Here is a 14353-nt window from a genome sequence, read left to right on the forward strand (position 1 = left end):
AGCAAGTGACTGGTAAGGCCAATACACAAAAAATTGAACGCAAGCATCTTACGCTCAGAACACGTATTAAACGCCTGGCACGGAAAACCATCTGTTTTTCCAAACTCGACGTCATGCACGATACTGTCATTGGGCTTTTTATCAATCGATATGAGTTCGGCCTTGCCGTGTGAGAAACACATGTAGAGCACTACCCGCAATCTGTTGGAGGCGCGCATTCGTGAACTACGCAGGGAAGCAGTTGGTAAAGCCTTTCAGCAGACGCTGTTCGGTGATGAGACTGCGTCACGCGTTACCGTCACCGATCAGTATGCCTTCGAGTTTCACGCCCAAGCCTATGCACCCAGCCACGACTACGATGGCCGCTTCGGACAGTTCGACTTTCGCAATCATTTCTATGGCCGCATCGGGGATTTCGACAGCAAGGAAGAATTTGAATGCGCCTGCTGGCTGGACATACAGGCTCAACAAGGACGCCTCCAGTTCTGGGTACGCAACCTCGTTCGGCGCGAAGGTAGCTCGTTTTTCCTGCAGAAGGCTGATGGGCGCTTCTACCCGGACTTTCTGTGCCAACTACCCGGAACCGTCGATAAGCCAGGACCGGTTCTCGCGGTCGAATACAAGGGCGCAGACCGCTGGACTGCTGCGGAGGATGACCGCCTGATCGGCGGCCTTTGGGCACGTCTGTCTGAAGGGCGCTGCCGGTTCGTTATGGTCAAGAATAAACGCTGGGAGTGGATCTCAGAACATCTGAAGTAGCATAACTGCCCTCAGAGCGCTGCAAAATCTCGCGCCATCCGCCGCCGCAGCGCCGCATCCGGCAGCGGCTCGGCGGCAGCCGCCATATTCTCGCGCATGTGCGCCACTTGACTGGTCGCTGGAATCGCGCAGGTGACCGCCGGATGGGCGACGATGAACTTGAGCAAGGCCTGCGCCCAGCTCTGACAGCCGATCTCCGCCGCCCAGCCCGGTAGCGGATGCCCTTCAGCCCGATGGATCAGCGTCTTACCCTGAAATGGCCGATTGGCGATCACCGCGATCCCCCGCGCTTGCGCCAAGGGCAGCAGGCGTTGCTCGGCCTCCCGGTCGACGATGTTGTAGGTGAGCTGCACGAAGTCGATCGGCTCGTCGCGCATGATCTGCTCCAACTCGCGATGACGCCGTCCATGCGAAGTGGTGACGCCGATGTAGCGCACCCTGCCCTCGTCCTTCATCTGCTTCAGGGTCTGCAGATGCGCCTGCCAGGCGAGCAGGTTATGAACCTGCAGCAGGTCGAATCGCTGCAGGCCCCAGAGCCGCGCCGATTCAGCGATCTCGATCGGCCCCGCGGGGCCAGAGCGGGTCCAGACCTTGGTTGCCGAGAACAGGCCCTGGGTGTCGTCGATCCGCGGCAGCACGCGCCCGAGCACCGCTTCCGCCGAGCCATACATCGGCGAGGAGTCGATCATGCCGCCACCGGCGGCGAAGAAGGCGCGCAGGATCTCGGTGCGGACCGCCAGCGCCGCCGGGTCATCGCCGACATTGAAGGTGATCCAGGTGCCCATGCCGATCACCGGCAGCGGCTCGCCACTCTTCGGGATCGGCTTGGTCAGCGGCGTGCTTTTCAGCGCGGCAGCCAACCGCGGCGAACCACTCGCGGCCGCCACGGCCAGGGCCAGCCGCAGGAACGCTCGTCGACTGAGTCCGTGCTTGGCCAATGAATCGATCTCCATGCTGATCACTTGCTCACCTCACTGCGCCGGCGACGAACCCGGCCCTTCTCATACTCGACAACGAACAACACCGAGGAGGCAACCAGCACGATCAGCAGCCAATGGCCAGCGCCGAGCGCGGCGGTCCCAAACAGCGTCTGCAGCGGCCCCCAGTAGGTGAAGGCGAGCTGGAACAGGATCAGCAAGCCCACCGCGAGCAGGACATAACGATTTCCGAACAACCCGCGCACGTTGAGCACCGGCGCCTCCATATAACGCGAGTTGAACAGGTAGAAGATCTCGAACATCACCAGGGTATTCACCGCCACGGTGCGCGCATGCTCGATGTTCGCGCCCAGCAAGCGATCGAGCAGGAACAGGCCGAAGGTGCCTAGCATCAGGATCAGCGAGACATAGCCGATGCGCCAGAGAAAGGTCAGGCTCAGCACCGGCTGTCGCGCGTCACGCGGTGGGCGGTTCATCATGCCCGGCTCCGGTGGCTCAAAGGCCAGCGCCAGCGCCAGGGTCACGGCGGTGATCATGTTCACCCAGAGGATCTGCACCGGCGTCAGCGGGAACTGCTGAAAGCCGAACAGGATGGCGCCGAGCACCACCAGCGCCTCGCCGCCATTGGTCGGCAGGATGAACAGGATCGCCTTGCGCAGATTGTCATAGACGGTTCGGCCTTCCTCGACCGCGTTGGCGATCGAGGCGAAGTTGTCATCCGCCAGCACCATCTCGGAGGCCTCCTTGGCCGCCTCGGTGCCGTTGATACCCATGGCCACGCCGACATCGGCGCGCTTGAGCGCTGGCGCATCGTTGACCCCGTCGCCGGTCATCGCGACCACGGTTCCGGTCTGCTGCAGCAGCTTCACCAGCCGCAGCTTGTGCTCCGGGGTCACGCGGGCGTAGACATCCACCTCGGTGACCCGGCGTTGCAGCTCGGCGTCGTCCATCGCATCCAGCTCGCGCCCGGTCAAGGCGGTCTCGGTGCTGAGCAGGCCGATCTGGCTCGCGATCGCCTTGGCCGTGGTCGCGTGATCGCCGGTGATCATCTTCACCCGGATGCCGGCTTGCTGACAGACGCGCACCGCGGCGATCGCCTCCTCGCGCGGCGGGTCCATCAGCCCAAACAGGCCGAGCAGCGTCAGCCCCTGCTCGACGTCCTTGAAATCCAGATCGCTTTGATGCGGCTGACCCGGCTTGACCGCCACCGCCAGCACGCGCTGACCGGCCGCGGCCATGGTCTCCATGCGCTGCTGCCAGGCCGCCAGGTCCAAGGGCCGATCGCCATCCGCCGCGCGCTCGCTCGCGCAGCGTTCCAGCACCACCTCGGGCGCGCCTTTGACAAAGATGAATGACTCCGAGGCATGGTTATGATGCAGGGTCGCCATGAACTTATGGCTGGACTCGAACGGGATCAGGTCCGTGCGCGGTCGCTCCTTGGCCAGCAGCTCGGTATCCAGCCCGGCCTTGACCGCCGCGACCAGCAGCGCGCCCTCCATCGGGCCGCCATGCACCCGCCACTCGCCCTCGTGCAGCTCCATCGCGGCGTCGTTGCAGAGCGTCACCCCGCGCAATGCGGCGATCAGCAGCGGATCGGCCTGGGCATCGATCGGCTCATCTTCGGCCAAGAAGACGCCATGCGGGTCATAGCCGGTGCCGGTCAGGCGCAGCTCGCGCGCTTGGGTGGCGATGGTGCCGACGGTCATCTCGTTGCGGGTGAGGGTGCCGGTCTTGTCCGAGCAGATCACGCCGACCGTGCCCAGCGTCTCGACGGCGGGTAGCCGGCGAATGATGGCGTTGCGCCCGGCCATCCGTTGCACGCCGATCGCCAGCGTGATGGTCATGATCGCCGGCAGGCCTTCCGGGATCGCCGCCACCGCCAGCCCGACCGAAGCCAGGAACATCTCGGCGGCACTGTAATCACGCACCAGGTAGCCAAAGGCGAAGCTGGCCGCGGCCAGCACCAGGATCGCCAGCGTCAGCCAGCGACCGAACTGGGCCATCTGCCGCAGCAGCGGCGTGGTCAGCTGTTGCACCTCGGCGACCATGGCGCTGATGCGGCCGATCTCGGTGCCGGCGCCGGTCGCGACCACGATGCCGGTGCCCTGCCCGTGCGTCACCAGGGTGCCGGAATAGGCCATGCAGCGCCGATCCGCGAGGACCGTCTCGGCGTCCAAGGCCTGGGTGCCCTTCTCGACCGGCACCGACTCGCCGGTCAGCGCCGCCTCTTCGATCTCCACCCCCTTGGCGCGCAGCAGGCGCAGATCGGCCGGCACCTTATCGCCGGACTGCAGCGCGACCAGATCGCCTGGCACCAGGGTGGTCGCATCGACGGTCAGCAGTCGGCCATCGCGCCACACCCGCGCAGTCGGCGACAGCATGCCGCGGATCGCCTTGAGCGCATCCTCGGCCTTGCCCTCCTGCACGAAGCCGATGATGGCATTGACCAGCACCACCGCGAAGATGACGCCGGCATCCAACCAATGCTGCAGCAGCGCCGTCACCACCCCAGCGACGATCAGCACATAGATCAGCACGTTATGGAACTGCGCCAGGAAACGCATCAAGGGCGTGCGCGGCTTGGCCTCGGGTAGCTTGTTCGGTCCATGCTCGCTGAGCCGTCGCTCGGCCTCCGACCGCGGCAAGCCCTCCTCGCTGCCGCCGAGCTGTTGCCGCACGGCGCTGGCCTCCAGCGCATGCCAGTCCGGCACCGCCTCAGCCGGCGATGTCTCCGCGGCTGGCAGGGCCGTATTGCGCCCTCGCCACCACCAGAGCACAGCCCCAGCGGCCAGTGCCAGTATCAACACAGCCATGAGGCCGAACGTCAGCAGCCAAGGAAAACCGGAGGTTGCAACGGTTGGGTCGGGCATCGATCGTCTCGCAGTTAGCGCCTCTAGCCGGGCTTTGATCGCATCCTAACAAGACAAAGGCCATTTCCAAAAACGCTTGTACCGCAGGCTGCCGGACTTGACGGATCATCAAACAACAACGGCCTAGCTTTAAGAAGAACCACGGATGGACACAGATGCGCACAGATCCTCGCTGTTTCTATCCGCGTTCATCGGTGTTTATCTGTGGTTCTTATCTTTGGGAAGCCGGTTACAGTCGCTACGGGGCGCATCATTGGCAGGCTGGTCAAAGCGCCATGAGCAACCTCAATCGCACCTCACTCCGAAGCCTGATGCAAAGTGATCTGGGTGAACGGGATGGTCCAGCCATGACGGTTGCAAGCATCGACCAAGATGCGCTGGATGCCGGCACGGATCAGCTCGCTGCGCGGGGCGGCAGCGCCCTCGAGCCGGACTTCGACGCGGTAATCCAGTGACGAAGCACCAGCGCTCACGAAGCACACACTGACCGCGCGCAACTGACCCTTATCGAGCAACGACGGCAGCTCATCTTCAAGCCCCGCTTGCATCAGATCCGGCACCTCGGTGGTCGCGATGGCCTGATGGCGATAATCGATGCCAAAACGCTCGACGATGCGGAAGCGCTCGGCGAGCCGCTGCGGATGCTGCCGCAGAAAGTCCGGGGTCGGATAGAGGATCTCGGCGCCACCCAGGTCAGTCAGGCGCACCGCGCTGGGGCTTTGATGACTGATCTGACCGAGCAGCCCACCTTCGAGCTGGACCCAATCGCCTTGGCGAGTCGGGAACCAGGCCTCATCGGTGCCAGCGGGACGCGAGTGATAGCCCACCAGGTCGCGCACCGGCAGTTCCTGAACACCACCATCAAGCTCGGGATTGACCAACTTGGCTCGGAAGGCAAGGGATTCGACCCGATATGGCACCTCGTTGAAGAGAATGCGCTCGCCCTCGCGCACGGTGCCAACGTTGAGGATGAGCTTCACCGATTCGATCTGACCCGGCAGGGTATGGATGCTGGCCCAGCCGATACCGAGCAGGAAGATGATGATGATGCCGAGCATGAACCAATCGCCAGCGGCGTTGAACACCGCCATCATCGCCAGCAAACCACCAAGGACGCTGAACGCGTGCAGCAACAACAACGCCAGGCGGCTACTGAATTGATTCTCGGCTTGCGGCTTGCGTAAGCGCATCAGCTGGGTTGCAAGCCAGCGCACGCCAAAAAAGACAACGGCAAAGGCGGCGATCGCCAGCAGCAGGTTCAGACCGCGGGTTTGCACGAAGTGGCGCGCGTAGGAGGTGGTCTCATCCAGCAACGACTGGCGCTCATCGAGCTTATTCTGCAACTGCAAGTCGAGCGCGGTGTAGCGATTGTTCGCCTCGCCAGCGAGCCGCTGCCAATGCTCCAGACGCGCCTCGAGACGCTCGCGTAGCGAGCCTGAAGGCTCTTGCTCAAGCAGCCATTGCAGCCGATCCACCGCCTGCCCGGCTTGGCTCTTGCGCTCAGCGATGGTGTCGAGTTCAGCGCGCAGCTCGCCGATGGCACGCGACTCGGCCGTCGCGCTCTTCAGCTCCGCCAGGATCGGCTTGAGCAGGTTGCTCAGCTCCTGCTGCCAATCGAAGGATTCCGCCTCCTCCTCGATGAAGGGACTCAGGTCGATCTCCAACGCAAAGCGATCGAACTGACGGCGATCCTCGGTCAATTCCGCACGCAACCCGCGCAGACGATCAGCCAGCTCCTCACGGGTAACCTGATCCTGGGCGTCAACCAACTGCTGCTGAACCTCGTCGACCTGTTGCTCTTTACTGGCCAAGGCCTGGTGCAAGGCCTTCAGTGATTCAAGCGCCATCGGGTCAAGCGGATCACCCTCCTCCGCATCGATCTCGGCCGTCAATCCAATCTGTGGGTTGGTGCCCTCGGTGGCTAGGGTATCTTCGCTACCAACACCAATGTCCGACGGTCGCTCGCTGGACGCCTCAGCAGCCGTCCGCGCCTGTACGCCACCGACATCTTCCGACATTGACTCCGGGGCTGACGGCTGGCCCAGCAGTGGGCCTGCGCTGCCAGCCGTGACCAGGATCAGCAGGATCGCAAGCGTTATCGATGGGGAAAAACGTCGGGACATTGCAGAACCTCAGCCTCGATTTCAAACAGTCGATCCGGACCTAATCGCGAGTCACGCCACTTCAGTGCTTGAGCGCGCCAAACCGGCCGCGGACGCAGCGTCCGCATACAACAAGTCGCTGCGCCCGTCGCCCACATGCCAAAACTGGATCAGGCGACAGCGCAGCTTGTACGACGCGATTTAATCACGCTATCGGCACCAGCAGCTTGCGACTGCTGCCTGAGAGTAGCATCGACGAATGCTGCTCGGCGCCGCCAGTCCGTTATTGATATCTCTCGCAGCCGGACTTGTCTTTGATCGCATCCAAGAACACCGCATCGTACCAGGGCACCTCTAAATCGCAGATGTGGTAGAGGTTAACTGAATTGGAGTGCCCCTTGAAGAAAAAGCCAATGCCGACGACCACAATGGCGAACAAAATCAGCGGGAACAGTGATCTCATCTACGTTTCTCCTCATTTGATGGCCGCGAAGCCAATTTTTATTTCGATCTCACTGCGAATAGGAAACCGAAGGCGATTGTTAGAAAAGCTCGTACCGAATTGCGCCGGGTTTTCGTCCGTCTTCAAGGAAACCTGCCGGAAGCATAGCCGGGGATATAACCGGTGATGCGGAGGCGCAAGGCGGGCAAAAAGCCCAGCAAGGCGGTATAAGATTCGACAGAAACCGCCTAAGCACCCCGGCGAGCCTTCAGGGGCACTACTCCCTGAGGTTAGCTGTGGCTGCAGGGCGGGTCAACGCTGAATCCATACGATCCTTGGCCGTTCCAGCGGCGCCGCGAGCTCTCAAATGCCAGCCAAGCCGTTTGCCGACAACAAACCTCCGATCCAGGCCTTGCTACTGGATATGGACGGCATTCTCTATCACGGGAATAGCCTGTTAGCGGGCGCTGCGGCCCTGCTGCGGCGTATCGAGGCAACTCAGCATCTGTTCCTAACCAACAACCAGCTTAATGGACCCAGCAAAAGCCGTTCCCGAATCGCCACTTAGCCGCCGCTGCCGCTGTGCTCAATCTGCACCCTATGGGCGGTCCCAGAGGCTGCGCTCAGGCGCGCATGAAAATGGGCGGCGAGATCCTGCCGATTGCCGCGCATCGGCGCGACCTCAGTCTGCTCGAGCAGTTCGCCATCGGCATCGAGCAACGAGATACGCACCTTGCCCGGGATCATGCCCCGATGCGGGATCACGCGCGCCAGCTCGCCGCTAACGCTGATCGATCCTGCACCAGGCTCGACCCTGACGCGGCTGAAGTGATAACGACTCGAGGTTGCGCGCTCAACCACAAGCGCATCTGTACGATCGCTCAGCGGCTGATTGGCACAGGCTGGCCCCAAGACGACGCTGAGGGCGATGAGCAGCGAGACCCGAGTGATGCGAATTGAGTTTTTGTTCATGAGGTCATCTCCAATGGTTAAACGAAATGATCGACGAGGTGAGACAGCCCACTGCAGCGCGCCGATTGATAATCAGTCGATGTGGCCAGCCGCGAGCATCGGCAGCAGCCAGTAATGCAGCCCACTGCCGCTGAAGTCGGCACGCACGGCCGCGAGCAATGCATGCGCGGCCGGTTCCGGCAGTTCGAGCAGAAACATCACGCGTCGGCTGCGCCCTGCCACTTGCTCGGCCAGGCTCATCGACTGCTCGGAAGAGCCATGACCGGCGATCGGCAGGCTGGTAAAACCGGACACCTCGGCGCGCTCGAGCAGCCATTCGGCCAGGCTGTCCTCGAGCTTCGGCGAGCAGATCAGATGCAGTAGGCAAGCGGGCATCAGCAGTCTCCAGTCAGGCTTAGAATCAGATCGGCGCACCCATCATTCAGGTTGCCGGTCGTCATGTTGCTAGCGGTCAAATGGTCGACGATCCGACTCAGCCGAAGCGCCGATACAGGATCGGCAACAGCACCAGCGTCAGCAGCGTCGAGGAGACCAGCCCACCGATGACGACGATCGCCAGCGGACGCTGGATCTCGGAGCCGGGGCCGGTCGCGAACAGCAGCGGCGCCAAACCGAAGGCAGCCGTGGTGGCGGTCATCAACACCGGTCGCAGGCGACGCTTGGCGCCCTCGACCACCACCTCCTGCATTGGCCGTCCCATCGCCCGCAACTGGTTGAACCAGGTCACCAACATGACCCCGTTCAGCACCGCGACACCGAGCAGCGCGATGAAGCCGACCGAGGCCGGCACCGACAGGTACTCACCGGTCAGGGCCAAGGCCACCACGCCGCCGATCAGCGCAAAGGGAATATTCGAGAGCACGAGTAGCGATTGGCGTAGCGAGCCGAAGGTCGAGAACAGCACCAGGAAGATCAGCACCAGCGCCACCGGCACCACCAGCGCCAAGCGTGCCGCGGCGCGCTGCTGATTCTCGAACTCGCCGCCCCATTCGATCCAATAGCCGATCGGCAGCTCCACCTGCTCGGCCACGGCCGCGCGCGCCTCCGCGACGAAGCCGACCAGATCACGTCCGCTGCCAACATTGGCGATCGCCGTCGACATGCGGTTGCCAAGCTCGCGCGAGAGCACCACCGGCCCCTCGACGCGCTCGATGCGCACCAGGTTCTCGACCGGCACCGTGCGCCCGTCCGGCAGCGCCAATTGCAGCCCACGGAAGCGCGCCGGCGAGGCTCGCAGCGCCTCGGAGGCACGGATCACCAGAGGCCGACGCTTGCCCTCGCGATAGACAGTGCCGACCTCAAGCCCCTCGATCTGCGCGCGCAACATCGCCGCCAGCGCGTCGGCATCGACCCCAAGGCGCCCTGCCTCGAGCCGATCGACGACCAGATTCAGATACTGCGCCCCCTCGTTCTTCGGCGTGAACACATCCTCGGCGCCGTCGAGCTGCTCAAGCACGGCGACGATCTCCTCGGTGATCCGGTTCAGCTCGTCCTGATTGCCACCGAAGACCTTGACCGCCAGATCGCCACGCACCCCGGTGAGCATCTCCGAGACGCGCATCTCGATCGGTTGGGTAAAGGCATAGTCAAGTCCCGGGAAGCCCTCGAGCACCTCGCGGATCGCATCGACCAGTGCATCCTTGGTCGCGAAACGCCAGTCCTCGCGTGGCGCCAGGATCAGGAAGCTGTCGGTCTGATTCAGCCCCATCGGGTCCAGCCCCAGCTCATCGGAGCCAGTGCGCGCGACGACGCCGCGCACCTCGGGCACCGCCTCCATGATCGCCTGCTGCACGCGCAGGTCGATGTCGAGGGATTGCTCCAGGTTGATCGACGGCAGTTTCTCCAGCTGCACGATCAGATCGCCCTCATCCATGGTCGGCATGAAGGTCTTGCCGACCCGCAGATAGAGCGCGCCAGCGCCAACCAACAGCGCCACGGCCAATCCAACGATCAGCCATTCGCGTTTCAGCGCCCAGGTCAACGAGGGGCCATAGAGCTTGAGCAGCTGGCGCACGACCCAAGGCTCCTCGGCGCCGCCCTTGCCGAGCAGGTAGGAGGCCAGCACCGGGATCACCGTGAGCGACAGCAGCAGCGCGCTCACCAGCGCAAAGACGATGGTCAGCGCCACCGGCACGAACAGCTTGCCCTCGAGACCTTGCAGGGTGAGCAGCGGCAGGAACACGATGACGATGATCAGGGTGCCGGAGGCAACTGGCAGCGCCACCTCGCGCGTCGCCCGATAGATCAGATGCAACCGCGGAAGCCGACGCGCGCCGACTTCGGCCCGCGGCTCATCCCCCGCATCGTTTCCGGCGCCTTTAGCGGCCTTGTTCCCATGGCCGCCCTGACGCGCGAGCTGAGTGACCACGTTCTCGACCACGACCACCGCCGAATCGACCAGCATGCCGATCGCGATCGCCAGGCCGCCGAGCGACATCAGGTTGGCCGAGAGTCCAAACATCCGCATCAAGACGAAGGTCGCCAGCGCCGCCAGCGGCAGGATCAGCGCCACCGTCAGCGCCGCGCGCAGGTCGCCGAGGAAGATCACCAGCAGCAGCACGACCAGCACCACCGCCTGCACCAAGGCCATGCTCACCGTCGACACCGCTCGGTCGACTAGCACGCCGCGATCGTAGAAGACATCGATCTGGATACCCTCGGGCAGACCGGCCGCCAGCTCATCGAGCTTAGCCTGGACGCTGGCGACCAGCTTGCGCGCATTGGCGCCGCGCAGTCCGAGCACCAGCCCTTCGACCGCCTCGCCGTCGCCGTTACGTGTTACCGCTCCATAGCGGGTCAGCGCCGCGCGCCGCACCTCAGCCACATCGGCGACGCGCACCGGCTGGCCGGCATCGCCGCCGACGACGATCGCGGCCAGATCGTCCAAGGTCTGAATCGCGCCCTCGCTGCGCACCAGCAGCACCTCTTCGCCATCATCGAGCCGGCCAGCACCATCGTTGCGATTATTGGCCTCGATCGCCGCGCGCAGTTGCCCGAGACTGATGCCGTAGGCACTCATGCGCGCGTTATCTGGCTCGACCTCGAAGGTGGTCACGAAACCGCCGAGGGCATTGACATCGGCGACACCGGTCACCGAGCGCAGCGCCGGACGGATGGTCCAGTCGAGCAGGTCGCGCTTCTCGGCCAGGGTCAGCGCATCACCCTCGATACTGAACATGAACATCTCGCCGAGCGGCGTGGTCAGCGGTGCGAGGCCGCCCTCGATGCCCGCCGGCAGGTCGCCACGGATCGCCGCCAGCCGCTCCGCCACCTGTTGGCGCGCCCAATAGATATCGGTGCCTTCGTCGAAGTCGACGGTGATGTCGGTGAGGCCGTACTTGGCGATCGAGCGCAGCATGACCTGATTCGGAATGCCGAGCATCTCGATCTCGATCAGGCTGGTGATCCGGGTCTCGATCTCCTCCGGCGTCATCCCGGGGGCCTTGATCACCACCTTCACCTGCGGCACCGAGACGTCGGGGAAGGCATCGATCGGGGTCTGTTGGAAGGCGCGCCAACCGGCCCCGACGAGGGCCAGGGCCACCAATAGCATCAGCAGCCGCTGGGTCAGCGCGAAACCGATCAGGCGACCAAACATCAGCGATCGGCTCCCTGCTGGAGATCGGGTTTCGCATCCGGTTCGGGAGCGACATCAACCTCCGGCCGGGCGCCGAGCCAGGCCGCCTTGAGCTCGACCACGCCCTTGACCACGACCTGATCCGAGGCCTGGAGCGGTCCGGTCACCACGGTCTCGCCCTCCTCCTCGGCGACCAGCCGCACTGGGACTGGCTCGAAGCCGCCCTCGCGCGCGACGAACAGCATTGCCTCACCGGCTTGGCGCACCACCGCCACCGCCGGCACCCGCCAGCGTCCACCAGCCGCGCTGGATGCAGCGAGCTGAACCTCGATGAACTGGCCCGGACGCAGCTGCTCGGCACCATCGGCGACCTCGGCACGCACCAACACGCCCTGGTCTTGGCTATGGACCAGGCGACCGATGGTAATGATCCGCCCCTCAATGCCCAGCGTCGGCAGCAGCGCCTGGCCGTCGGGCGCGAGCCCCGCGACCTGGTCGACCGGCACATGCACCTCAATCCACAGGGGCTTGAGGTCGGCGATCCGATACAGCGGGGTGGCCGCGGTCAATGATTCGCCGGTGCTGACCATCTGCTCCAGCACCACGCCCGCGATCGGCGCACGCACGGGCAGGCTGGTGGTCAGGGTACGGCTGCGGGCGAGGGTATCGAGATCAGCTGCGGACATTCCGGCCAGCGCCAGCACCTGGCGGCGCTGCTCGACCATGGTCGCAAGCTCGTCGCGGCGCGCTTGGCTCTCGAGCAGTCGGCGCTCGGCGATCACCCCTTCGCGCTGTAGCATGCGATCGCGCGCGACCTCGCTCTCGGCCAGCGCCAGGCGGGTCAAGGATTCGAGATAGTCGCTCTGCGCCGAGACTAGATCCGGACTCTGCAGAAGTGCCAGCATCTGCCCCGCGGTTACGCGTTCGCCTTCGGCGACCAGCAGCGTCTCGACCACCCCGGCCTTGCGCGCGGCCACCACCCGCAGTTGCGGATTCGGCACCGCGACGCGTGCCGGATAGCGGCGGGTCAACGTGGTTTCAGCGGGTTGCGGCGAGGCGAGCTGGATGCCGAAGCGGTCCTGCTCGGCTGGTGTCAGTGGGATCAGATCAGCTGCGGCTGCACTCTTAGCGCTCGTGGCACTCAAGATAAGCAGGGTCGCTCCTAGTGCGAGGCCAAGCCTCGGAGCGAGCGCGCACAACAAGCGCTGAGCTCGGCCCGACTGCGCTGTCATATCTGAGGCTGGCAACTGACCGTTGCGGTTGGAGCACATCATTGCGGGATCATCCCTAAGGCTTGATTGACTCGCGCCAGCGCCTGGCCTTGTTCGGCGCGGCGCAGGGCGAGGTCGAGATTGGCTTCGCGGGCGCGTCGCTCGGCAAGCAGCCGCTCGGCGAGATCGGTCTCGCCGAGCTCGAAGGCACGCTGGGCGACCGACAGCGCATCGGCGGCCAAGCTTGCGCGCCGTTCGGCGACCTGCAAGGCATCCGCGGCGCCGCGCCGACCGAGCACTGCCGCCACCAACTCCCGCTCGGCCTCGCGGCGCATCCGGTGCAGCTCGGCCAGGCGCTCGGTCACCTGCCGCTCGCTGGCGGCGATCTCCGGTGCCGATTGACTGGCCAGGCCGAACGGGATCGACAGCTCCAGCTGCAGAGCATCGTCGTCAGGGAAGGCACGCGCGTCGCGCGTCCGCCTGCCACCGAGACTCAGAATGGGATTGCCACGGCGATCGCTGACGACCTGATCACGCTCGGCGCGTGCGCGCGCCAATGCGGCATCGGCCTCGGCGAGGAGCGGATGATCGTTGGGTAGGCCGCCAGCGCCCTGGCCGTCATCGGCAAAAGCCCCAGCCTCCTGGCCAGCAGTGATCGGTGGCAGGCTGGGCCAGTTCAGTGGCTCCGGCAACTGCAGCCGGCCAGTGATCTGCACATAGGCCGCTCTCGCCTGCTCCCAGTCCGCAAGCGCCGCGGTCAGCTCGGCCTGGCGAGCGAGTGTCTCCTGCTGCGCCGTCAGCAGATCGAGCCGCGCCAGCTCGCCAGCGTTGTAGCGTTTAGCCACCACTGACTCGAGTCCGCGTGCGGCCTCATAGGCGGCGTTCGCCTGCTGCAGCTGGACCTCGGCGAGCTTGGCTGCCCAGACCGCATCACGTACCACGCCGGCAACCTCCCAGCGCAACAGCCGCGCCAGGGCCTCGGCCCGCAGACCGAGCGAGTTCGCCAGCTCCAGGCGCGCGCGGCGCTGGCCGGGCAGCCAGAGCGGCAGCTCAAGCAAGGCCTCGACCTCGTAGGCACCGTCATCGCCGGTGAAGCGATCGGACACCCCTTTGAGGCGCAGCGCCGGATCAGCGGCGGTCCAGGCACCGGCCTGGCGACGTACCGCGTCGGCCTCGCCGCGCAGCGCATCCGCGCGGATCAGCTGCCCGGCTTGCTCCAATGCGGCAGCGACGGCCTCAGCGAGCGTCACAGGTGATGCCGCATTGGCTCCAACGGCACGAGTCTTATCAGCCGTACCAGCAATAGCAGCAGCACCAGCAGCGTTAGCAGCACTAGCAATACCAACAGAACCAGCGATATCAGTAGACGCTAAAGCGCCGGCAGGCGAAGCAGCGTCAACCGTCATGGATGCTGTCAGAACCAACATCGACAGCAGAAACCAGGCTGCACTAAAGCGCGCACTCAAGCTCTTGCAACGCCAT

Annotated in this window: 12 protein-coding genes; 3 read left to right on the forward strand and 9 right to left on the reverse strand. The window is 64.5% G+C overall.

The genetic code is table 11. The annotated features are described in order from the left end of the window. A partial coding sequence (locus CCR96_RS05730) for an IS1 family transposase (protein WP_242518334.1) occupies positions 1-173 on the forward strand: 173 nt, incomplete at its 5' end. Between the two features lie 31 nt (positions 174-204). Continuing rightward, a complete protein-coding gene (locus tag CCR96_RS05735; RefSeq protein WP_201218741.1) occupies positions 205-759 on the forward strand; it encodes a hypothetical protein in 555 nt (184 codons plus the stop codon). Between the two features lie 11 nt (positions 760-770). On the opposite strand, the gene CCR96_RS05740 is transcribed toward CCR96_RS05735, so the two are convergent. The 4 genes from CCR96_RS05740 to CCR96_RS05755 all read right to left on the reverse strand — a co-directional run bounded on the left by CCR96_RS05740 (position 771) and on the right by CCR96_RS05755 (position 7132). Further along, complete coding sequence (locus tag CCR96_RS05740; RefSeq protein ID WP_201218743.1) at positions 771-1712, reverse strand: aldo/keto reductase; 942 nt, start codon at positions 1710-1712, stop codon at positions 771-773. A gap of 5 nt (positions 1713-1717) precedes the next feature. Next, positions 1718-4567: a cation-transporting P-type ATPase gene (locus CCR96_RS05745; protein WP_242518604.1), complete on the reverse strand. Its 2850-nt coding sequence runs from the start codon at positions 4565-4567 to the stop codon at positions 1718-1720. 296 nt (positions 4568-4863) lie between these two features. After that, positions 4864-6690, reverse strand: a complete 1827-nt coding sequence (locus CCR96_RS05750) for a hypothetical protein (protein WP_201218745.1) — start codon at positions 6688-6690, stop codon at positions 4864-4866. A 262-nt stretch (positions 6691-6952) separates the two neighbouring features. Beyond that, positions 6953-7132: a hypothetical protein gene (locus tag CCR96_RS05755; RefSeq protein ID WP_201218747.1), complete on the reverse strand. Its 180-nt coding sequence runs from the start codon at positions 7130-7132 to the stop codon at positions 6953-6955. A gap of 346 nt (positions 7133-7478) precedes the next feature. On the opposite strand from CCR96_RS05755, the gene CCR96_RS05760 reads away from it, so the two are divergent. Then, positions 7479-7679, forward strand: a complete 201-nt coding sequence (locus CCR96_RS05760) for a hypothetical protein (RefSeq protein ID WP_201218748.1) — start codon at positions 7479-7481, stop codon at positions 7677-7679. Here the strand turns inward: CCR96_RS05760 and CCR96_RS05765 are convergent. From CCR96_RS05765 to CCR96_RS05785, 5 genes are all read right to left on the reverse strand, one after another. Continuing rightward, on the reverse strand, positions 7676-8083 hold the full coding sequence (locus CCR96_RS05765) for a hypothetical protein (protein WP_201218751.1): 408 nt from the start codon (positions 8081-8083) through the stop codon (positions 7676-7678). The two genes, CCR96_RS05760 and CCR96_RS05765, sit on opposite strands and share 4 nt — an antisense overlap. 72 nt (positions 8084-8155) lie before the next feature. Beyond that, a complete protein-coding gene (locus CCR96_RS05770) occupies positions 8156-8458 on the reverse strand; it encodes a DUF3240 family protein (protein WP_201218753.1) in 303 nt (100 codons plus the stop codon). Between the two features lie 97 nt (positions 8459-8555). Continuing rightward, positions 8556-11681, reverse strand: a complete 3126-nt coding sequence (locus CCR96_RS05775; protein WP_201218755.1) for an efflux RND transporter permease subunit — start codon at positions 11679-11681, stop codon at positions 8556-8558. Beyond that, positions 11681-12805, reverse strand: coding sequence for an efflux RND transporter periplasmic adaptor subunit (locus tag CCR96_RS05780; RefSeq protein WP_242518606.1), 1125 nt, complete (start codon positions 12803-12805; stop codon positions 11681-11683). The genes CCR96_RS05775 and CCR96_RS05780 overlap by 1 nt, the downstream gene beginning before the upstream one ends. 125 nt (positions 12806-12930) lie before the next feature. Next, positions 12931-14121: a TolC family protein gene (locus CCR96_RS05785; RefSeq protein ID WP_338035821.1), complete on the reverse strand. Its 1191-nt coding sequence runs from the start codon at positions 14119-14121 to the stop codon at positions 12931-12933. Positions 14122-14353 lie beyond the last annotated feature (232 nt).

This window comes from Halochromatium roseum (genome assembly GCF_016653315.1).
GTDB classification, from domain to species: domain Bacteria; phylum Pseudomonadota; class Gammaproteobacteria; order Chromatiales; family Chromatiaceae; genus Lamprobacter; species Lamprobacter roseus.

Coding starts and splice junctions, on each gene's coding strand:
- CCR96_RS05740 (WP_201218743.1), bottom strand. CDS start 1,712: ATGGAGATCGATTCATTGGCCAAGCACGGACTCAGTCGACGAGCGTTC.
- CCR96_RS05745 (WP_242518604.1), bottom strand. CDS start 4,567: ATGCCCGACCCAACCGTTGCAACCTCCGGTTTTCCTTGGCTGCTGACG.
- CCR96_RS05750 (WP_201218745.1), bottom strand. CDS start 6,690: ATGTCCCGACGTTTTTCCCCATCGATAACGCTTGCGATCCTGCTGATC.
- CCR96_RS05755 (WP_201218747.1), bottom strand. CDS start 7,132: ATGAGATCACTGTTCCCGCTGATTTTGTTCGCCATTGTGGTCGTCGGC.
- CCR96_RS05760 (WP_201218748.1), top strand. CDS start 7,479: ATGCCAGCCAAGCCGTTTGCCGACAACAAACCTCCGATCCAGGCCTTG.
- CCR96_RS05765 (WP_201218751.1), bottom strand. CDS start 8,083: ATGAACAAAAACTCAATTCGCATCACTCGGGTCTCGCTGCTCATCGCC.
- CCR96_RS05770 (WP_201218753.1), bottom strand. CDS start 8,458: ATGCCCGCTTGCCTACTGCATCTGATCTGCTCGCCGAAGCTCGAGGAC.
- CCR96_RS05775 (WP_201218755.1), bottom strand. CDS start 11,681: ATGTTTGGTCGCCTGATCGGTTTCGCGCTGACCCAGCGGCTGCTGATG.